This is a genomic window from Curtobacterium sp. UNCCL20, assembly GCF_900101675.1.
GTDB lineage: Bacteria > Actinomycetota > Actinomycetes > Actinomycetales > Microbacteriaceae > Curtobacterium.
Genome location: NZ_FNKG01000001.1, coordinates 963,622 through 983,172, shown reverse-complemented (window position 1 = coordinate 983,172; position 19,551 = coordinate 963,622). Strand labels below are relative to the sequence as shown.

Sequence of the window (19,551 nt, the reverse complement as noted above, 5' to 3'; positions counted from 1 at the left end):
ACGGACGCTCTTGATGTGGACCATCGATCTGATCGATACTCGCTGGATGGAGACCCGGCTGCTCGAACAGTTCGTCACCGTCGCGGCGGAGGGCAGCGTCACCCGTGCGGCCGAACGGCTCTGGGCAGCGCAGTCCACGGTGTCCGCCGGCGTCGCCTCGCTCGAGCGGACCTTCGGCGTGCGGCTCTTCGACCGGACCGGTCGGCACCTCGTCCTCACCACCGCCGGCGAGGAACTGCTCCCGCACGCCCGAGCCGTCCTCGAGTCGCTCGACCGGATGCGGGACCTCGCCACGGCGTCGGACGCCGACCTCCGCGGGCGGGTCCGCCTCGGCATCTTCACGAGCATGGACATCGTCGACCTCACCGGGGTCCTGCGGCGCTTCCGGCAGCGCCACCCCCTCGTCGCCGTGGAGCTGATGACCTCACCCTCGGGGACGACCGGGCTCGTGCAGGACCTCGTCGCCGGGCGACTCGACCTCGCGTACACCGGGCTGCCCGGCATCCCGGCGGGAGTGGTCGTCGAACCGCTCCGGGAGATGCCGTTCCGGGCGTTCACCGCGCCGGACCACCCGCTCGCAGGACGGACGTCGGTGTCCCTCGCGGAGCTCGCCGACGAACCGTTCATCGACACCGCGCACGGGTTCGGCAACCGGATCATCCTCGACGCGGCACTCGAGCGGCTCGGGATCCGGCGGCGGATCGTCGCGGAGATGAACGACATGCCGGCGGTGATCCGGTTCGCGTCCGCCGGCCTCGGTGTCGGTGTCGTCCCCGACTCCGGCGTGCGGCACGACGGTGCGGTGCTCGAACTCGAGGACGAGGTCGAACCGCTGCGCATCGGGCTCGCGATGCGGACGAGTCCGGAGCCGAACCGTGCGGTGCGCACGCTGGCGCGCGACATCGTGGCAGCGCGCGTCGCCTGAGACGGCTCGCGTCGCTCGGGCGGCGCACGTCGGATGGTTCCCCACCGACGGACTGGAGGCGCGGGTCGTCCCCGCCACGCGCCTCCAGGCCGTCAGTCCCCCCAGATCTCCCCGACGATCGCGGGCAGGAGCCCGTCCGTCGGGAAGTCGGTCTGGTCGATCTGGATCGTGACACCGTCGCGCTGGAGCGTCGTCACGGTGAGTGGCAGGACGCGCTCCGCCGAGGTCGTGAACTGGCACATGCGACCACCGAAGCGGTCCGCGCAGCTTCCGCTTTGCTCCGCGTACTGCTCGGGGGTGTCCGGCCCGATGTCCGCCGTGTGGCTGACCCGGATCGTGATGTTGGCCTCGACGCCGTAGTTCTGCCAGGTGCAGTACAACGACTCGCGCGGGTCGCTGAGGTGTCCCCGGATGCGGTCGTTGCCGTCGGGTTCGCGGGCGGTCCCCGAGCCGAAGACCGTCGAGGTGTGGGCAGCGGCGCCGAAGAACCGGTCGTAGTCGGCGTCCGGCACCAGCTGGTAGCAGTCACCGGGGATGAGCACGGTCGAGGCCGGTTCCGGCGTCGGCGTCAGCGTCGGCGTCGGACGCGGCGTCGGGCGCTGGGTGATCGGCGCGGACGTCGGCGTCGTCGCGCTCGGGGCCGGCTCGGGCTGCTGGGTCTGCACCGGGGCGGCCGTCGGTTGGTCCTGCTGCGACAACGACAGCGCGACGGCACCGGTCGCGGTGCCGATGGCCAGCAACCCGACGACCCCGAGCGCGATGCCCGGGCGGAACCGACGCCGCTTCGGACGCGGGGTGGCACGTTCGAGGACGTTCTGCTTCATCGAGACGAGCATGCGCTGCAGGTCGTCTCCCTGAGGGGGTTCAGTGTTCATCGTGCATCACCACCTTCTTGAGTCGGCGTCGGGAGCGGGAGACCCGCTGGGTGACCGCACCGACGCTGAGGCCCAGCATCTCGGCGGCCTCGGCGTAGGAGTGCCCCTCGAGGAGGCAGAGTTCGCAGATGCGTCGGTCGGTCTCGGGGAGCGCGGCGATCTCGTCGCGGACCCACCGGAGGCGCTCACGGGCCTCGGCGTGGTCCTCGGGTGCGGCGAGCTGCTCGGGGAGTTCGTCGGCGCGGCGGCGGGCCTGCTTCCGGCCGGTGTTGAACGCGTGGTTCCGGCAGACGACGAGCAGCCACGGGAGCATCGTGTCCGCCGGGAGCTCGAGGGTCTCGGCACGCTGCCAGAGCGTCAGGAAGGCGTCCTGCACGATCTCCTCGACGTCCTGACGGTCGTCGACGAGTGCCCAGGCGTAGCGGGTGAGGGTCGCGGCGTACCGGTCGAACGCCCGGGCGAGCGCGCTCTTGTCGCCCCGTGCCATCGCACGGACGATCGCCTCGTCCGTGTCGGTGCCGGTCGTCACGTCCACATCCCACCCCCTTCACACAGAGGTGTCGGACGGACGCGCGATCCTGACAGGACCGTGCCGAAAACGTGATGCTCGGGCGTGTCGTGGAGACGGACGGCGCGCCTACGCGTCGAGCAGGTGTGCGATGCCGGCGACCGAGCGATTCGCCGCGGCCGAGGTCGACACGAACCCGACGACGAGGATTCCCGCGCCGATGCCGACGACGATCCACCACATCGCGTGCGTGGCCACGGCGAACCCGGCGCCGACGGTCGCGACCGCACTCGCGCCGGTCACGGTGCCGGCGAGTGCGACCCCGAGCGACACCCCGGTCTGCCGGCTCGTGGACGCGACGGCTGCAGCGGACCCGGACTGCGCGCGGGGCATGCCCGAGACGGCCGTGTTCGTGATCGGGGCGTTCACCATGCCGAACCCGAAGCCGAACAGCACGAAGGCGACGACGAGCACCCACATCGGGGTGTGCGCGTCGATCGTGGTGAGGATCACCCCGGCCCCACCGACGCCGATCCCGGCGAGGACGAGCGGGATGCGGGTACCGACCGACCCGACGAGCCGCCCGGACACCGGCGACACCACCATCGTCGCGACGGCCGCCGGCAGGGTCCAGAGGCCGGCCTCGAACGGGGACATGCCCCGGACCTCTTGGAGGTAGAGGGCGTTGAGGAAGAGGAACGCGCCGTTTGCTCCGAACGCGGCGATCGCGGTGACGACGGCTGATGAGAACGGGATGCTCCGGAAGAACCGGACGTCGATCAGCGGCTCCGCCCGACGGCGTTCGACGGCGACGAGGAGGACGAGCGACGCGGCGGCGACCACGAAGAGCCCGAGTGCCGCCGGGGACGTCCACCCGAGCCGGGGGCCCTCGATGAGGCCGCCGACGAGGGTCGCCAGGAGCAGGATCACGAGCACCTGCCCGACCGGGTCGAGCCGACGGGGCTTCGGCGACTTCGACTCCGGGACGAACAGGAAGGTCAGGACGATCGCGGCGATCCCGATCGGCACGTTGATCCAGAAGATCGCGCGCCAGCCGACGGTGTCGGTGAGGGCACCGCCCACGAGCGGGCCGAGTCCCATCGACACCCCGACGACCGCGCCCCAGATGCCCACGGCACGGGCGCGTTCCTTCGCGTCGTCGAACGTCGCGGTGATGATCGACATCGCGACCGGGTTCATCATCGACCCGCCGACCGCCTGCACCATGCGGAAGACCACGAGCCAACCGACGGTCGGCGCCATCGAGCAGAGCAGCGAACCGATGGTGAAGAGCGCGAGGCCGATCTGGAACGTCCGGCGGCGGCCGATCCGGTCGGCGGTGGACCCGGAGAGCAGGAGCAGGCTCGCGAGGACGAGCGTGTAGGCATCGATCGTCCACTGGAGGCCGGAGATGGTGCTGTGGAGTTCGCGGCCGATCGACGGGAGGGCCACGTTCACCACGGTCGCGTCGAGGGACACGATGAACAGGCTCATGCAGCACACCGCGAGGATCAGGTACCGGTGGCGGTACCTCCCCGGGAGGTCCGGATCGCCCTGGAACGGCCGACGCGCGGGTAGTGTGCGGGCGACGCCCGGGTCAGTGGAAGTCGTCGCCGTCTCCTTCGCCCGGGGTCTTGTGCCCGCCGAGCATGTCGTTGTCGTCCTGGTCGCTGGTCGACGCCAGCTGCAGCATCGCGAGGACCACCACGACGACGATGAAGGCGACGCCGAGGAAGATCAGTGCGAGTTGGAGTTCACGCGTCGCGAAGAGCACGACGAGCCCGGTGAAGACCGCGACGATCGCGGAGATCCCGAGGAGCTCGACCGGACGCAGGCGGTCGCGACGGCTGGGGGTGGTCATGCGTGTGGTGCTCCGTCCGGGGCGGCGGCCGGAGCGGCCGTTCCCCACTTGTGCGAGAGGCCGGCGATCACGTGGAAGACCGCCGTGATGGCGAGGTACGCGCCGAGCAGGCCGACGAGGACGATCGAGGCGTCCAGGGTGCCGGTGACGCGTTCGACGCCACCGAGCTGCTGCGAGTAGTCCGGGGGTGTCACCAGGAAGGCGACGGCGAGCAGCAGGGTGAGGCCGCCGATGGTGGACCAGTCACGGGCGAACGGCGATCGACGGCGGGCGCGGAGGCCCTGCGTCAGCTCGAGCGCCCCGGTGAGGACGGCCCACGCGGCGATGACCGCGATGTAGGCGGGCAGCCCGAGGCCGTTGGTGGCGAAGGCCGTGCCGGCTGCGAGGAGGGTGACGACCGCCTGCACGAGGGTGGTCCGACGCGACCGTTCGTCGGCCGGCAGGCGCGTGGCACCCGCCAGCAGGAGGACGAGTCCGTCGACGGCCGCGAAGCCGCCGAACAGCAGCAGACCGTAGCCCGCCGCGTGGTTGGACGAGAAGGTGATGACGAGCGCGACGACCGCGGCTGGGATCGCCCGGAGGACGGGGATCGGCCAGTACCGCGCGCGCTGGCCGGAGTCGTCCACGGAGTCGGACACGAGACCTCTTTCGGGCATGCGGATCGTGGTTCGATCCTACCGCCGGACCGCCGAGCACCCGACCGGATGGCGGTCCGGGCCGCTGAGGATGCTCGAACACGCCGGTCTGGACGCCGCCGACGTGCGGGGACCGGGCGGTGGGACGGGCTGGCCGCCCGCCCCACCGTGTGGTCGGCCCGGCGCCCTCAGTCGTCCGTCATCGCACCGCTCCGGCGAGCCCGTCGTCGAGCGAGCCACCAGCACGTCCCGCCCGCGGCGACCGCCACGCCACTGATCGCGACGAGGAGCCCGAGGTCCTCGGCGCCGGTGTAGGCGAGCCTGCCGGCCCGACCGGGACTCCGGTCGGTCGCGGCACCGCCGGTGTCGACCACGCCGACGCCCCCGTCGTCGCCAGCACCGTCCCCGTGCCCGTCGTCGGGCCCGCCGTCGCCGGGTCCCCCGTCACCGGGCCCGCCGTCGCCGGGTCCTCCGTCACCGGGCACCACGACGCCGATGTCCACGCCCGGCGACGGATCTCCGCCGTCCGGGTCGGTGGGCGAGGTCGCCGTCGCCACGTTCACCACGTCGGAGCCGTCCCCCCGGTAGTCGGGGTCGAGCACCGCCCGGATCCGGAACGACGTCGACTCCCCCGCGGCGAGCGCCGTCCCCGACGAGCACGTCACGAGTTGCCCGTCGGCGGTGCACCCGTCGTCGGATCCCACGAAGCGCACGGCCGCGGGCAGGTCGTCCACCGCCCCGACGTCCTGTGCGACCCCGGGACCGCGGTTCCGCGCGGTGACGGTGTACTCGACCTCGTCGCCCGGTTCGACCTCCGTCGACGGGGACACCGACTTGTCCGTCTCGACGTGTGCCCCGGGGTCGGCCGCTGCGTCGACCGCCGCACTGGCCCGTGAGGTGTTGTCGGTCTCGTTCGAGTCGCCGAGCGCGGGCTCGGGGGTGATCGTGGCGACGCTCTCGAGTGGTCCGGCGGCGTCGACGGCGACCGTCCCGGCGATCGCGACGGTAGCCGCTGCCCCTCTCGGGAGCGCGACCTGCGCGGCGACGTCCCCGGTGCCGGACGGGGTCTCGCACGCTGTGCCGTCCTCGGCAGTACAGGTCCAGGTGACGTCGTGCAGCTCGTCGGGGACGTCAACCGCGAGGGTGCTCGGGTCCGACGCGTTCGGCCCGACGTTCCGCGCCGTCACCGTGTACTCGGCGCCCGCGCCGGCCTGCACGGTCGCGGCGAGGTCCTGCTCCACCGACAGGTCCGCGGGCTTCCACACGCGGAGCGCGTCGACCTCGTGCACGTTCACCGTCTTGCCGGTGGAGCCCGCGAACCCCAGTCGCAGGGTCGGCGGCAACGGGGTCTGGCCGTCGGCGTGCAGGGGCACCCCGTCGAACACGGTCCGCATCACGCCGTCGGTCTCGAGCCGGACCGTCATCGACAGTTCGCCCTCGTCGCCGGGCAGCAGGGTGACCCGCACCGTGCGGGGCGTCCGTCCCTCGGTCATGGTGCCGCCGGGCGCCCGGACGCCGTCGACGTAGCGGTACCCGGCGAGTCCGTCGCCGGAGCCGCGGATCACGACGGAGTCGGTGCGGTTGCCCGGCCCGGACTCGTTGAGGGGCAGCGAGAAGTTGCCGTAGCGGTCGAGTGCGACGGCCGCGACGCCACCGGGGAGCCCGGGGAGGTCGCACGGTGCGCCGTGGCCCTGGGTCGCCTCGACCCGGCACGAGTACCCGAGCGCGGCCCCGAACGCCCCGACTCCCTGCGGTGCGGAGCCGTCTGCGAGGAAGAGCAGCAGCCCGTCCGCCCCGATGTCGTCGATGGTGTTGTACATCGCGTAGGTGAACTCGACCTCGAGCCCGACGTCGGACGGGAACGTGTCGTCGGTCGACCACGCCCCGGCCTGGTCGACGCGCTGGTCGGTGAGCCGGAGTCGCCCGTCGACGATCGCGGCGTCCCCGGACAGGGAGCCGCCCTCGGCGGAGGAGAACTGGTTGACGTAGGGGAAGTCGAGCGCGCCGGCGGTGGAGGCGGACGGGACGAGTGCGGGTGCGGCGAGGACGCCGAGCGCGGTGACGACGCTCGCGGCCACCGCCGCGCGACGGATCAGGCGTGGGCGGGCGGCCGGGCGGCCACCCGCCGGGGTGTTGGGATCTCTCATGCCCCGATCGTCGCGATCGGGACGCCCCGGTCAGGCGGGCGTGGGCCGATCTGTGGATCGCATGCACGTGCCTCCAGGCTGTGGAGGAAGAAGCCGCACCAGCGCGCTGGCCGGCCGCACCAGCGCGTTGACCGGCCGCAGCCGTGCGCTCAGGCCAGCCACACCGTCGTCTCCCCCGGGAGCACCCCGTCGTCCACCGGACCGGACGCCGCCACGACCGTCCCGTCGGGCAGCGGCACCGGCTCGGTGCCGAAGTTCGTGACGGACCGCCAACCGTCGTGCCGGGCGAAGGCCACGACCTGGTCGTCGGCCGGGATCCAGGTGAGTTCCTCGCCCCGCTGCAGGCGGTGGCGTGCAGCGATGGCCTCGCGGTAGAGGGTCAGGGTCGACGCGGGGTCGCGCTCTTCCGCCTCGACCGAGGAAGTCCCGAAGTCCGCGGGCTGGGGCAGGTGCGGCGCCACGGAACCGAAGCCGAACGACGGCCCGGACTCCGTCCAGGGGATCGGCACGCGGCAGCCGTCCCGTCCCTTCACGGTGTGCCCGGTCCGGATCCACTTCGGGTCCTGCAGTGCATCGCGGGGGATCGCGGCGGCCTCGTGCAGCCCGAGCTCCTCGCCCTGGTAGACGTACGACGACCCGGGGAGCGCCAGCATCAGCAGTGTCGCGGCACGGGCACGGCGGAGCCCCCGCTCGCGGTCGAGCACCGGCGTCGTCCCGTCGGTCATGAGCCACGCGTCGGTGTCGGTCCCCTCGGGCAGCCCGTAGCGGGTCGCGTGCCGGACGACGTCGTGGTTGGACAGCACCCAGGTGCTCGACGCCCCGGACCGCGCCGACATGGCGAGGTTCTGCGCGATGAGCGTGCGGAACGACTCCGGGTCGAACGGCGCCTCGAGCAGGTCGAAGTTGAAGGCCTGTCCGAGCTCGGTCGGTCGGGCGTAGAGGACGCGTCGGGGTGCGGGCGCCCAGGCCTCGGCGACGGCGGCACGGGGCGGGTCGTACTCGTCCAGCACCCGGCGCCAGGTGCTGAAGATCTCGTGCACCTCGTCGCGGTCGTACAGGGGGTCGGAGCCGTCGAGCGGCAGCGCCTTCTCGTCCGAGGGGCGGTACGGCGTCGTCAGGTCCTTCGCCAGGCCGTGCGCGACGTCGACGCGGAAGCCGTCCACGCCGCGGTCCGACCAGAAGCGCAGGGTCTCCTCGAAGTCGGCACGGACCTCGGGGTTCTCCCAGTCGAGGTCCGGCTGCTCGGGCGCGAAGAGGTGCAGGTACCACTGACCGTCCGGCACCCGGGTCCAGGCGCTGCCGCCGAAGTTCGACACCCAGTCGCTCGGCGGGAGCTCGCCGGACTCCCCCGTGCCGTCACGGAACACGTAGCGGGCGCGTTCCGGAGAACCGGGTGCTGCGGCGAGCGCGGCGCGGAACCACGCGTGCTCGTCCGAGGTGTGGTTCGGCACGATGTCGACGATCACCCGGATGTCGTGCTCGTGCGCCGCCCGTACCAGGGCGTCGAAGTCGTCGAGCGTGCCCAGCTTCGGGTCGACGTCGCGGTAGTCCGCGACGTCGTAGCCGCCGTCGGCCAGCGGGGACGGGAAGAACGGGGACAGCCAGATCGCGTCGACGCCGAGCGACGCCAGGTAGGGCACGCGGCTCGTGATGCCCGTGACGTCGCCGAGGCCGTCGCCGTTCGTGTCCGCGAAGCTCCGCGGGTACACCTGGTAGACGACGGCGTGCCGCCACCAGTCCGGGTCGGTCGTGCGGGGCGTGCTGGCGGGCGTCCGTGGCGTGCTCACGTCGTCAACCTACCGACGGCGCGCCGGGTCGGGAATACCGTCCTTGCCGATCGCATTGGTTGTCGCTGACACCTTTCCGCACCAGAACGAAGGATCACCATGACCAACGTCCTCGCCCTCGTCGGCAGCCTCCGCGCCGAGTCCATCAACCGCAAGCTCGCCGAGGCAGCCGCGCACCACGCCCCGGAGGGCATCGAGCTCACGACGTTCGACGGCATCGTCGACCTGCCGTTCTACAACGAGGACATCGACGGCGACACCCCGCCGGCATCGGCCGTCGCGTTCCGCGCGGCCATCGACGCCGCCGACGCCGTGCTGCTCATCACGCCCGAGTACAACGGCACCATCCCGGCCGTGCTGAAGAACGCGCTCGACTGGGCGTCACGTCCGTTCGGCGCCTCCCCCATCTCGGGCAAGCCGCTCGCCGTCATCGGGTCCGCCTTCGGTCAGTACGGCGGCGTCTGGGCGCACGACGACGCCCGCAAGGCCGCCGGCATCGCCGGAGCGAAGGTCCTCGAGGACGTCAAGGTCGCGATCCCGCAGTCGATCGTCCGCTTCGCCGAGACGCACCCGCGCGAGGACGCCGAGGTCACCCAGCTGGTGCAGGGTGCGCTGACGGCGCTCGCCGAGGCCGCGGCCGAGGAGCAGGTCGCCGCGTAACGGCAGGTCGCCGCGGAACGGCAGGTCGCCGCGGAACGGCAGGTCGCCGCGGAACGGCGGGTCGCCGACGCGACGGTCGGAGCCTGGAGGCGCGGTGCCGGTCGGCGCCGCGCCTCCGGTCCGTCTCCAGCCCCGACCACGGCGGCTTCCCGCATCCCGGGAGTTCGCTCGACGCCCGAGCGGCGAGTCGGGCTACCCTGTCGAGCATGTCCACGCAGGAGATCGCGGAAGCGTCCGGGTACTGGTTCCCCGATGACGACGCGACCCAGCGGGGGGTCAGCGTGCTGAACGCCCTCCGCCGCTACCGCGCTGCCGAGACGGCGATGCGCCGCCGCACCCGCGACTCGATGGGCATGGGCGAGACCGACCTGCTCGCCGTCCGGTTCCTGCTGCAGTCCCAGCGCTCCGGTCGCACGGTGAGCCCGAAGGACCTCGCGGCCTACCTCAAGATCTCGTCCGCATCGACCACGATCCTCATCGACCGGCTCGTGAAGTCGAACCACGTCCGCCGTGACCCGCACCCCACGGACCGCCGCGCACTCGTGATCACGCCGACGACCGAGACCGACGACGAGGTCCGCGCCACGCTCGGTGTGATGCACCGCCGCATGATGTCCATCGCCGAGGGCCTGTCGCCCGACGACGCCCGGGTCGTGGCCGTCTTCCTCGAGCGCATGCGCACCGCCGTCGACCAGGTCGATCCCGCCGCCGCGAACTGACACCGGCAGCAGACCGAGCACCCCGGGGGACGCTCCTCTGAGCGGACGTCCTGCAACACCGCGTAGACCGGATTTGTCAACGGTCACCAACGCGGAAGGAACCGATCATGCACGCATCGGACAAGCTCGCCAAGAACCTCCAGTCGGTCCTCGTGGACCTCATCGACCTGCACCTCCAGGGCAAGCAGGCGCACTGGAACATCCTCGGGACCAACTTCCGGGACCTCCACCTCCAGCTCGACGAGATCGTCGACGCCGCACGTGAGTTCGCCGACGACACCGCCGAGCGGATGCGTGCGCTGTACGCCGTGCCGGACGGCCGCTCGAGCACGGTCGCCGCGCAGAGCCACCTCGACCAGTTCCCGGACGGCGAGGTCACCACGCACGACGCCATCGACCTCGTGACGCTCCGCCTCTACCAGGCGACCGGCACCATGCGCGACGTCCACGACGAGGTCGACGAAGAGGACCCGACGACGGCGGACCTGCTCCACGGTTTCATCGAGCGCCTCGAGCAGCTCGCCTGGATGGTCTCCGCCGAGAACCGTGCCCCGAGCACGCCGCTCGCGTCGGCCACCACCCCGGCCGTCGCGGACGCTTCGGCGCACGCGTAGGGCGGACTGCGTGGACCTCGGGATCCAGGGCAAGACCGCGCTCGTCTTCGGCGGCGACTCCGGCATCGGCTGGAACACCGCCCGCATCCTCCTCGCCGAGGGGGCGACGGTCGTCGTGTCCGACATCGACCAGGCGCGGCTCGACAACAGTGCCGACCAGCTCGAGGCGCCGAACGGCAGGCTGCGCGCGTTCGCGGCGGACGTCCGGAGCGCCGAGAGCCTGGCGGCGCTCCACGAGGAGGTCCGCGATGCGGTCGGCGAGATCGACATCCTCGTGCAGTCCTCCGGCGTCACCGGCGCCCAGGGCATGTTCCACGAGATCGACGAGGCCGGTTGGCTGGAGACGATCGACGTCGACCTGATGGGCCCGGTCCGCATCACCCGTGAGTTCATCGGGGACCTGCGGCAGGGCGGCTGGGGTCGCATCGTCTACCTGGTCTCCGAGGACGCCTCGCAGCCGTACGACGACGAACTCCCCTACTGCGCCGCCAAGGCCGGGGTGCTCTCGTTCGCCAAGGGCCTCTCGCGCTCGTACGCGTCGGAGGGGCTGCTCGTGAACACGGTCAGCCCGGCGTTCATCCACACGCCGATGACCGACGCGATGATGACGAAACGCGCCGAGCAGAACGGGACGAGCTTCCAGGAGGCGATCGACAGCTTCCTCGAGGAGGAGCGCCCGTACATGGAGCTCGGCCGCCGCGGTGAACCCGAAGAGGTCGCGAACGTCGTCGCCTTCCTGTGCTCCGAGCTCGCCAGCTTCGTCAACGGCGCGAACTACCGGGTCGACTCCGGCTCGGTCGCGACGATCTGACCTCACCCGCACACCTCGCCCGCACACCGTCACCGCACACCACCCCCAGGAGGCACCATGACCGACTTCCGCTACCTCGTCGTCGGCGGCGGGATGGTCGCCGACGCGGCCGCCCGCGGTGTCCGCGAACTCGACCCGGACGGATCGATCGGCATCATCAGCGAGGACGTCGACCGCCCCTACGCGCGGCCGGCGCTCTCGAAGAAGCTGTGGACCGACCCGGACTTCAGCTGGGACGAGAAGGTCGACCTGCACACCGAGGAGACCGGCGCGACGTTCCTCCTGGGCACCTCGGTGACGGCGATCGACCGGGCAGCGAAGACGGTCACGACGACCGACGGGGCGACCCACGGGTACGAGCGGCTGCTGCTGGCTACCGGCGGCAAACCCCGCGAACTCCCGGGGCTCGCCCCGTCGGACCGCGTCCTCGACTACCGCAGTGCGACGGACTACCGCCGCCTGCGGGAACTCGCCGACGCCGGAGCGCACGTCGCGGTCGTCGGTGGCAGCTACATCGGAACCGAGATCGCCGCGGGCATCGTCCAGAACGGCGCACGCGTCACGCTGGTCGACCCGGACGAGGTCGTCGGTGGACGGATGTTCCCGGAGGACCTCGCGCATGCGTTCCAGCGGCGGTTCACCGACCACGGCGTCGAGCTCCGCACCGGGCGACGCGTTGAGGCCGGCACGGAGACGGCGGACGGCGTCACGCTGACGCTCGACGACGGCTCCACCGTGCAGGCCGACGCGGTCGTCGCCGGGCTCGGCATCGAACCCGCCACGCAGCTCGCCGCCGACGCCGGACTCACCGTCCGCGACGGCATCGTGGTCACCTCGACGCTCCTCACCGACGACGACTCGATCTTCGCCGCCGGTGACGTCGCCGAGTACCCGGACCGGATCCTCGGCACGCGCCGGGTCGAGCACGTCGACAACGCACAGCAGCAAGGTCGCCAGGCCGGCCGGAACCTCGCGGACGCCGACGAGACGTACGACCACACGCCGATGTTCTACTCCGACGTCTTCGACATGGGGTACGAGGCAGTGGGCCAGGTCACGACGAACCTCCGCACGCTCGAGGACTGGCAGGAACCGACGGTCACCGGCGTCGTCTACTACCTCGACGACGACGAACTGGTGCGCGGCGTGCTGCTCTGGAACGTGTGGGACAAGACGGACGAGGCCCGCAAGGTCCTCGCCGACGCGCACGCGCTCACGCCCGACATGCTGCCGGGCCGCATCACGCCCTGATCAGTCGGCCCGCGTCCTGGACGTGACGGCCTGGAGGCCCGTGGCCGGTTCTCGGAACCGGCCACGGGCCTCCAGGCCGTTGCGACCGGTGCACGCGTGGTGCGGTGCGTGGTCAGTTCGCGTCTCGGGTCTCCGGGGCGACCGCGTCGACGACCGCACGGCGATCCGCCGGGTCGACCGGCAGGTCGTCGCCGTCCGCCATCGCGACCGCGTGCGCGGACTTGGCCGCCTCGAGTGTCTCGTCGTCGTTCCGTGCCATGCCGACCAGCTCGACGACCCGTGACTTCACGAGCAGCCACGCGTCCCGCGGACTCAGGCGCGCCAGGTCCGAGGCGGTCGAGTCGTCGCGCACCCGCTGCAGCGACGACACACCGCGGTCCGGCAGCTGCCGGTCGACGTGCGCCACCGCGAGCTGGGCGACGGCGTCAGCCTGCGCGTGCATGACCGAGTGGGCACCGTCGACGACCTCGCGGAGGACCGCGTACGGGAACACCCGCGCCAGGCGACGCACCCAGTCCCGCGGCACCATCGCGTCGTGCTCCCCACGGACGATGAGCGTGCGCGCCTGCACGTGCGCGGCACGCTCCTCGATCGGGAACGCGATCATCCGGGGCAGCACCTTCGAGAACCAGTGCCACCCGCACAGCGCGTAGGCGGTGATGCCGTGCCAACGGACCGCCGCCGGCTCGTGCAGGGTCGACCGCAGGAACCGGAACGCCGACTGCCGGACCGTGCGGGCCTTCGAGTCGACGACCGGGCTGATCAGGACGAGGTCCGACAGCTCCGGGCGACGTGCCGCGACCTCGGTCACGACCTGGGTGCCCATCGAGTGCCCGACCAGCACCGGGTCGACGAGCCCGAGTTCGTCGAGGACGTGTTCGACCGCGTCGGCGTACCGCTCGATCGACACCGCTCCCCGGAAGCGCGGGACCCCGGCGAACCCCGGGAGGTCGAGCGCGTGGACCGGGCCGTTCTCGTTGAGGTGCGGGGCGAGCCGCTCGTAGTACGTGGCGGCGATGCCGAGGCCCGCGACCAGGACGAAGGCCCGCTCACCGGGCTCGCCGATCGAGCTGACGCGGACGTAGGTGCCGTCCACGCGGACCCGGTCGACCTCGACGGTGACGTCCGCGTCCCCTGCCCGGGCGAGGGCGCTCGCCGGGTCCGGGGTGGCTGCCGGGTGCTCGTCGTTCACTTCGGTCTCCTCGGGTCGGGCGGTCGCCCAGGATACCCGCCGCCGCAGCCGGGGACCTGCCCGGAGGGCTGTCAGCCGACTCAGCCGACCCGGCTGGTCAGCCGGCGAACGTGTTCGCGGGGAAGCCGTGCACCCTCGTCGGCACCGCGAACACCGCGCCAGCGTGCGGGTGCTGCTCGAGGTCCTCCTCGGAGGCGTTCTCGCGCGCCGTCCCGACGAAGAGCGTCGACATGTCCGGCCCACCGAACGCCACCGACGTGACGTTCGGCGCGGGCAGCTCCACCGTCTCGAGGTGCGACCCGTCCGGACCGTACCGCTCGACCCGGCCGCCGCCGTAGATCGCGCTCCAGGAGCAGCCCTCGTCGTCGCGGACGAGGCCGTCGTGCGCGGCGCCGACGATGAACGGTTCGAGTTCGCCGAGTTCACCGTCCGGGCCGTAGGACCCCCGGTAGATCGTCGACGTGCTCGTGTCCGTGACGTACATCACACTGCCGTCCTCAGACCACTCGATGCCGTTCGTCACGCCGAAGCCGCCGCGGAGGACCCGGATCGCGCCGTCCGGTTCCACCGAGTAGAGCGCCGCGTCGGGCTCCCCCGTGGTGACGTTCATGCTGCCGACGAGGAACCGGCCGAACGGGTCGCACTTCCCCTCGTTGAACCGGTTCCCCTCGGTGGTGTGCGCCACCCGGGCGATCTCCCGCTCGATCGTGCCGCGGGCATCGGTGACCACGACGGAGTCGCCGAGGGCCGCGACCCAGCCGCCGCCCGCACGGGGCTGGAAGCTCGCGAGCGGTGGAGGCAGCGGGACGCTCGACTCGACGTGCCCGGCCGCGTTCGACGTGGTGAGCGTCCCCAGGGTGATGTCGGTCCACAGCAGGTGCTCGGCGGCGGGATCCCAGACGATGCTCTCGACGAGGACGGCTCCGGCGTCGGAGAAGACGGTGGCTGGTCCGGTGGTGGCGCGCTCGGTCATGTCCCGTTCCTACCGCGGGCGAGGTCCGCGCCCCCACAGCCCGCGGGATGCAGCGGCCCCGCGGTCCCTGTCCCGGCCCCGGTCCCGGTCCCGGTCCCGGATCAGAGGCGGGCGTACCGGGCGCGGAAGAAGCTGTAGACGCCGAACGCCAGGAACCCGATGCCGATCGCCACCAGGACGAACACCCCACCGGGCATGCTCCGGAGCGCATCGAACGCCCCGTCCAGCCCGGTCGCCTGGTCCGGGTCGCTCCGGAACCCGGCGACGGCGATGAGGACGCCGACGATCACGACCGCGAGGCCCTTCAGGACGTACCCGACCACGCCGAGCACGGTGACGACCCGCTCGAGCGGCTGCCGCGGACGGACGAGCTGCTTCCAGAAGGTCCGCCGGCACCCGATCACGACGAGGCCGATGCCGATCGCGATCGCGACGGCGGCGACGAGGAGCAGCAGGAACACCCCGCCCGGCGTGGCCAGGGCCTTCGCCGCCGCACTCCGGCTCGACCCGCTGGAGCTCTTGCCGGCACCGACCGCGTACGACGCCGCGGAGTACGCGATGATCCCGTAGACCACGGCCTTGCCGATGTTCTTCAGGCGGTTGCCCCAGGCGCGGGCGCTGTCGGTCCGCCCACCCACGACGGCCTCGACCACCAGGCGGATCGTGAGCGCAGCGGTGGCGACGGCGACGAGCCAGAGCAGGACGACCCCGCCCGGCACCGCTGCGATCTGCTGCAGGGCGCCGGACTGGTCGGTCTCACCGCCGGACGAACCGCTGCCGGCCCCGAGCAGGATCGCCAGGTACCCGATCAGCAGGTGCACGATGCCGCTCCCGACGAACCCGGCGCGCGCCGTCACCTCGAACCACCGGCTGTCCGCCACCCGCTTCGCTTCGCGTCCCGTCTTCCGGGCCGCCTGTTCCGCCTGCTCACTCACGCCATCGAGCGTGCCCGACGGCTGGCGCCCTGTCCGGCAGGGGACGTCAGTCCCAGCCGTCTGCCGGGCTGGAGGCACGGGGCGGGTGTGCCCCGTGCCTCCGGGTCCGGTCGTGGACTCGGCTCAGTCACCCTTCACGTTGACGACCTGCCGCAGCGTGTGCCGGATCGACACGAGGTCGGCGGCGTCCGCCATCACCTGGTCGATCGGCTTGTACGCCGCCGGGATCTCGTCGAGGAACGCGTCGGTGTCGCGGTACTCGATGCCGACCATGGCCGCCCGGAGCTCGTCGTGCGTGAACGTCCGCCGTGCCGCCGACCGCGAGTACAGCCGCCCGGCACCGTGCGGCGACGACTCGAGCGACGGCTTGTTGCCGAGGCCCTCGACGACGTACGACGCGGTGCCCATCGACCCGGGGATCAGGCCGGGCTGCCCCGCCTTCGCCTGGATCGCACCCTTCCGGGACACCCACACGGACTTCCCCCAGTGCGTCTCGCGCTGCGTGAAGTTGTGGTGGCAGTTGATCCGCTCGAGCTCCTCGACGGGGGAGTCCATGACCTCGCGCAGCTGCCGGACGACCCGGTCCATCATCTCCTCGCGGTTGAGGAGCGCGAAGTGCTGCGCCCACCGCAGCTCGGCGATGTACCGGTCGAACTCGGGCGTGCCCTCGACGAGGTACGCCAGGTCGGGGTCCGGCAGCTCGATCCACCACCGCTCCATCGCCTTCTTCGCGACCCTGATGTGCCGCTGGGCGATCTTGTTCCCGACGCCGCGTGACCCGGAGTGCAGGAACAGCCAGACCCGGTCCTGCTCGTCGAGGGAGACCTCGATGAAGTGGTTGCCGGACCCGAGCGTCCCGAGCTGGTTCCGCCACCCGCCGTGCGCGCCCGCGGGGTCGAAGCCGGCAGCCTCCGCCATCGTCTCGAGCTCCGCGATGCGGGGCTCGGCGGTGGCGACGATCTTCCGGTTCGACGCGCCCGCGGACAGCGGGATGGCCCGCTCGATCTGCTCGCGCAGCCCCTGCAGGTCGGTGGGCAGGTCGCCCTTCGTGAACTGGGTCCGGACCGCGATCATGCCGCAGCCGATGTCCACGCCGACGGCCGCCGGCATGATCGCGCCGAGGGTCGGGATGACCGAGCCCACGGTGGCGCCGAGGCCGAGGTGGGCGTCCGGCATGAGGGCCAGGTGCGGGAACACGAACGGCATGCGAGCGGTCGTGCGGGCCTGCTGCTCCGTGTTCTCCTCGAGCATCGAGGCCCAGCTCAGCAGCCGGCCGGTGATCTTCTCCATGGTGTCGTCTCGCTTTCGTTCGTGACGGTCTTCGATGACGGTCCGAGGCGGCTGCCGGCTGTCCTCCCAGGCCACCGCGGTGGCGGGGCTCCGCGCGACTGGCGGGCTCCGCCGGTGTGGCGGGGCTCCGCGCGACTGGCGGGGCACCGCCGGTGTGGCGGACGAGGAGGGACAGCGAGACGAACGCCCCGGGCCGGGTGGGCACGGGGCGTCTGGTGACGTCGCGTGCCTACGCGGGGTTCCGGAGGGACTGCTGCTCACTGCGCTGTTCGGGCAGCACGGCGAGCACGGCGAGCTGGAGCTCGACGCGGTGTTCGCGATACTGCGCGGTGCGCATGGCGGTCCTTCCGAAGGTGCCCGGGGCGGGCGGTCTGCCGGTGGGCAGGAGGTCGACAGTAGTGGGACACGCCCGGGGTGCACAAGTCACGTCGGGCGTGTCGCCGGTTGTCCACACCCTGGAGGCTCGTGGTGCGTCCTCCACAGCGGGGTACGTCCGCCTGATGGCTCGGAGCAGGTCCGGGGCAGTCTGGGTGCATGACGGAGCGCACCCGAGACACCCCCGACGCGGTCGACAACGAGGAGCGCACCGACGGCTACGTGCCGCTGCGTTCCTACGGCGCGATCGGTGACGGGCGGACGGTCGCGCTCATCGCCCTCGACGGCCGGATCGACTGGCTGCCGATCCCGTCGATGGACGCGCCCCCGGTCTTCGCGAGCATCCTCGACGCCGAGCACGGTGGGCACATCGCGCTCCGACCGGTCGACGGCGAGGCCGAGGTCTCACGCGAGTACCTCCCGGGAACGAACGTGCTCGTGACGACGTGGACCACCCCGACCGGGACGGCGACCGTGACGGACGCGATGGTCACCGGTGTCGCGGGTCGCCTGCCGTGGGCCGAGATCGGACGGTGCGTCGAAGGTGTCGACGGGACGGTCGAGATGGAGTGGGCGGTGGTCCCCGGCACGATCCTGAACACGGCGGAACCCCGTCGCCTCGACACCGGGAACGGCACCGTGATCGGCGTCGACGGCGTCACCATCGCGATCGTCCAGCAGGGCTTCGACCCCGTGCACGACGACGGGCCCCGCTTCTCCGGACGCTTCTCGACGGACGCCGGGTCGAAGTCGATCCTGACGGTCGTCGGCACCTACGACGAACCGATCTTCCTGCCCGACCCGGAGCGCAGCCTCGAGGGGGTCGACCGCACGATCGCGAACTGGTCGAAGTGGTCGGAGGAGTTCCAGTACGACGGGCCCTGGTCCGACGCCGTCCAGCGCAGCGCCCTCGCGCTGAAGCTGCTCATCTTCTCCCCCACCGGTGCGATCGCCGCCGCACCGACGACGAGCCTGCCGGAGAACCGGCACGGTGGGAAGAACTGGGACTACCGGTTCGCGTGGGTCCGCGACCTCGCCTACACGGTGCACGCGCTCACCCGCTTCGGCCTGCGCGAGGAGACCCACGCCGCGGTGTCGTGGGTGATGCGCACCATCGCCGAACACGACGAGACGATGCCGATCTTCTACGGCCTCGACGGCTCGAAGACCGAGGGCGTCGAGGAACGTGACGTGCCGGGCTGGAACGGCATCGGCCCCGTCACCATCGGCAACCGCGCCGGCGACCAGCTCCAGCTCGGCGTCTGGGGCGACGTCTTCGCGATCATGCGGCAGTACGTCAGCGCCGGCAACATCCTCGACCGGAAGACGGCGAAGGTGCTGCAGGACCTGGCGGACGACGCCTGCCACCGCTGGGTCGAGCCGGACTCCGGCATGTGGGAGCTCGAGGAAGCGCACCACTACACGACGAGCAAGATCGGGTGCTGGCAGGCGCTCGACGCCGCGGTCGAGCTGCACGACGCCGGCATGATCGACGGCCCGCGCGACAAGTGGGTGGAGAACCGCGAACTCATCGAGCAGTGGGTCGCCGAGCACGGCTGGAACGAGGAACTCGGCCACTACGTCATGCACCCGGACACCGACGCGCTCGACACCTCGATCCTGCTGCACGCGATGTCGTCCTTCGACCGGGGACCGCGGATGGCCTCGACGATCGAGGCGATCCAGCGCGAACTCCAGCACGGGCCGCTCGTCTACCGGTACTCCGGCATCGAGGACGAGGAGTCCCCGTTCGTGGCGTGCTCGTTCTGGCTCGCCGCCGCGATGGCCTGCGTCGGGCGGGTGGACGACGCCCGCTCGCTGATGGACGACGCGGTCGACCAGGGGAACGACGTCGGACTGCTCAGCGAGATGATCAGCGAGGACGGCACCTTCATGGGGAACCTCCCGCAGGGTCTGTCCCACCTCGCGCTCATCCAGGCTGCGCTGACGATCGAGGAGATGGCTGGCGAGGCCGACCCCGGCGAGTGATCAT

General features: G+C 71.8%; 18 protein-coding genes. 7 read left to right on the top strand and 11 right to left on the bottom strand.

Going from position 1 to position 19,551, the window contains the following annotated elements:
- The first annotated feature begins 46 nt into the window (after nucleotides 1-46).
- Nucleotides 47-925 carry a LysR family transcriptional regulator gene (locus BLT36_RS04895; protein WP_175529491.1) on the top strand — a complete coding sequence of 293 codons (879 nt, stop codon included), beginning with the start codon at nucleotides 47-49 and terminating at the stop codon, nucleotides 923-925.
- A 92-nt stretch (nucleotides 926-1,017) separates the two neighbouring features.
- On the opposite strand, the gene BLT36_RS18610 is transcribed toward BLT36_RS04895, so the two are convergent.
- The 7 genes from BLT36_RS18610 to BLT36_RS04860 form a co-directional block, all read right to left on the bottom strand.
- Nucleotides 1,018-1,749: a hypothetical protein gene (locus BLT36_RS18610; RefSeq protein WP_175529490.1), complete on the bottom strand. Its 732-nt coding sequence runs from the start codon at nucleotides 1,747-1,749 to the stop codon at nucleotides 1,018-1,020.
- Between the two features lie 40 nt (nucleotides 1,750-1,789).
- Nucleotides 1,790-2,329 carry an RNA polymerase sigma factor gene (locus tag BLT36_RS04885; protein WP_083403343.1) on the bottom strand — a complete coding sequence of 180 codons (540 nt, stop codon included), beginning with the start codon at nucleotides 2,327-2,329 and terminating at the stop codon, nucleotides 1,790-1,792.
- Nucleotides 2,330-2,437: 108 nt separating this feature from the next.
- Nucleotides 2,438-3,811, bottom strand: coding sequence for a DHA2 family efflux MFS transporter permease subunit (locus tag BLT36_RS04880; RefSeq protein ID WP_302847105.1), 1,374 nt, complete (start codon nucleotides 3,809-3,811; stop codon nucleotides 2,438-2,440).
- Nucleotides 3,812-3,905: 94 nt separating this feature from the next.
- Entirely contained in the window at nucleotides 3,906-4,169 is a 264-nt protein-coding gene (locus BLT36_RS04875) for a hypothetical protein (protein WP_092092425.1), read from the bottom strand.
- Nucleotides 4,166-4,807 carry a DUF308 domain-containing protein gene (locus BLT36_RS04870; RefSeq protein ID WP_092092423.1) on the bottom strand — a complete coding sequence of 214 codons (642 nt, stop codon included), beginning with the start codon at nucleotides 4,805-4,807 and terminating at the stop codon, nucleotides 4,166-4,168. The genes BLT36_RS04875 and BLT36_RS04870 overlap by 4 nt, the downstream gene beginning before the upstream one ends.
- Nucleotides 4,808-4,992: 185 nt before the next feature.
- A complete protein-coding gene (locus tag BLT36_RS04865; protein ID WP_139166365.1) occupies nucleotides 4,993-6,951 on the bottom strand; it encodes a DUF11 domain-containing protein in 1,959 nt (652 codons plus the stop codon).
- 149 nt (nucleotides 6,952-7,100) lie between these two features.
- Complete coding sequence (locus BLT36_RS04860) at nucleotides 7,101-8,738, bottom strand: glycoside hydrolase family 13 protein (protein ID WP_092092418.1); 1,638 nt, start codon at nucleotides 8,736-8,738, stop codon at nucleotides 7,101-7,103.
- Between the two features lie 99 nt (nucleotides 8,739-8,837).
- Between BLT36_RS04860 and BLT36_RS04855 the strand changes: the two genes are divergently transcribed.
- The 5 genes from BLT36_RS04855 (at nucleotide 8,838) to BLT36_RS04835 (ending at nucleotide 12,793) form a co-directional block, all read left to right on the top strand.
- Entirely contained in the window at nucleotides 8,838-9,398 is a 561-nt protein-coding gene (locus BLT36_RS04855; protein WP_092092416.1) for an NADPH-dependent FMN reductase, read from the top strand.
- Nucleotides 9,399-9,604: 206 nt separating this feature from the next.
- Nucleotides 9,605-10,117, top strand: a complete 513-nt coding sequence (locus BLT36_RS04850) for a MarR family winged helix-turn-helix transcriptional regulator (protein WP_092092414.1) — start codon at nucleotides 9,605-9,607, stop codon at nucleotides 10,115-10,117.
- A gap of 107 nt (nucleotides 10,118-10,224) precedes the next feature.
- The gene (locus tag BLT36_RS04845) at nucleotides 10,225-10,731 is read left to right on the top strand and encodes a Dps family protein (RefSeq protein ID WP_092092412.1); all 507 of its coding nucleotides are present in this window, start codon (nucleotides 10,225-10,227) and stop codon (nucleotides 10,729-10,731) included.
- A gap of 10 nt (nucleotides 10,732-10,741) precedes the next feature.
- Nucleotides 10,742-11,542, top strand: a complete 801-nt coding sequence (locus BLT36_RS04840) for an SDR family NAD(P)-dependent oxidoreductase (RefSeq protein ID WP_092092410.1) — start codon at nucleotides 10,742-10,744, stop codon at nucleotides 11,540-11,542.
- A 57-nt stretch (nucleotides 11,543-11,599) separates the two neighbouring features.
- The gene (locus BLT36_RS04835) at nucleotides 11,600-12,793 is read left to right on the top strand and encodes an NAD(P)/FAD-dependent oxidoreductase (RefSeq protein ID WP_092092408.1); all 1,194 of its coding nucleotides are present in this window, start codon (nucleotides 11,600-11,602) and stop codon (nucleotides 12,791-12,793) included.
- A 112-nt stretch (nucleotides 12,794-12,905) separates the two neighbouring features.
- Here the strand turns inward: BLT36_RS04835 and BLT36_RS04830 are convergent, their stop codons facing one another.
- From BLT36_RS04830 to BLT36_RS04815, 4 genes are all read right to left on the bottom strand, one after another.
- A complete protein-coding gene (locus BLT36_RS04830; protein ID WP_092092406.1) occupies nucleotides 12,906-13,985 on the bottom strand; it encodes an alpha/beta fold hydrolase in 1,080 nt (359 codons plus the stop codon).
- Nucleotides 13,986-14,082: 97 nt separating this feature from the next.
- Nucleotides 14,083-14,958 carry an SMP-30/gluconolactonase/LRE family protein gene (locus BLT36_RS04825; RefSeq protein WP_092092404.1) on the bottom strand — a complete coding sequence of 292 codons (876 nt, stop codon included), beginning with the start codon at nucleotides 14,956-14,958 and terminating at the stop codon, nucleotides 14,083-14,085.
- Nucleotides 14,959-15,059: 101 nt separating this feature from the next.
- Nucleotides 15,060-15,893 (bottom strand): DUF1206 domain-containing protein, encoded by an 834-nt coding sequence (locus BLT36_RS04820; RefSeq protein WP_175529489.1) that lies wholly within the window; start codon nucleotides 15,891-15,893, stop codon nucleotides 15,060-15,062.
- A 123-nt stretch (nucleotides 15,894-16,016) separates the two neighbouring features.
- The gene (locus tag BLT36_RS04815; protein WP_092092400.1) at nucleotides 16,017-17,183 is read right to left on the bottom strand and encodes an RtcB family protein; all 1,167 of its coding nucleotides are present in this window, start codon (nucleotides 17,181-17,183) and stop codon (nucleotides 16,017-16,019) included.
- Between the two features lie 534 nt (nucleotides 17,184-17,717).
- On the opposite strand from BLT36_RS04815, the gene BLT36_RS04810 reads away from it, so the two are divergent.
- Nucleotides 17,718-19,547 (top strand): glycoside hydrolase family 15 protein, encoded by a 1,830-nt coding sequence (locus BLT36_RS04810; RefSeq protein ID WP_092092398.1) that lies wholly within the window; start codon nucleotides 17,718-17,720, stop codon nucleotides 19,545-19,547.
- The last annotated feature ends 4 nt before the right edge of the window (nucleotides 19,548-19,551 follow it).

Coding starts and splice junctions, on each gene's coding strand:
- BLT36_RS04895 (WP_175529491.1), top strand. CDS start 47: ATGGAGACCCGGCTGCTCGAACAGTTCGTCACCGTCGCGGCGGAGGGC.
- BLT36_RS18610 (WP_175529490.1), bottom strand. CDS start 1,749: ATGAAGCAGAACGTCCTCGAACGTGCCACCCCGCGTCCGAAGCGGCGT.
- BLT36_RS04875 (WP_092092425.1), bottom strand. CDS start 4,169: ATGACCACCCCCAGCCGTCGCGACCGCCTGCGTCCGGTCGAGCTCCTC.
- BLT36_RS04865 (WP_139166365.1), bottom strand. CDS start 6,951: ATGAGAGATCCCAACACCCCGGCGGGTGGCCGCCCGGCCGCCCGCCCA.
- BLT36_RS04855 (WP_092092416.1), top strand. CDS start 8,838: ATGACCAACGTCCTCGCCCTCGTCGGCAGCCTCCGCGCCGAGTCCATC.
- BLT36_RS04850 (WP_092092414.1), top strand. CDS start 9,605: ATGTCCACGCAGGAGATCGCGGAAGCGTCCGGGTACTGGTTCCCCGAT.
- BLT36_RS04845 (WP_092092412.1), top strand. CDS start 10,225: ATGCACGCATCGGACAAGCTCGCCAAGAACCTCCAGTCGGTCCTCGTG.
- BLT36_RS04835 (WP_092092408.1), top strand. CDS start 11,600: ATGACCGACTTCCGCTACCTCGTCGTCGGCGGCGGGATGGTCGCCGAC.
- BLT36_RS04825 (WP_092092404.1), bottom strand. CDS start 14,958: ATGACCGAGCGCGCCACCACCGGACCAGCCACCGTCTTCTCCGACGCC.
- BLT36_RS04815 (WP_092092400.1), bottom strand. CDS start 17,183: ATGGAGAAGATCACCGGCCGGCTGCTGAGCTGGGCCTCGATGCTCGAG.
- BLT36_RS04810 (WP_092092398.1), top strand. CDS start 17,718: ATGACGGAGCGCACCCGAGACACCCCCGACGCGGTCGACAACGAGGAG.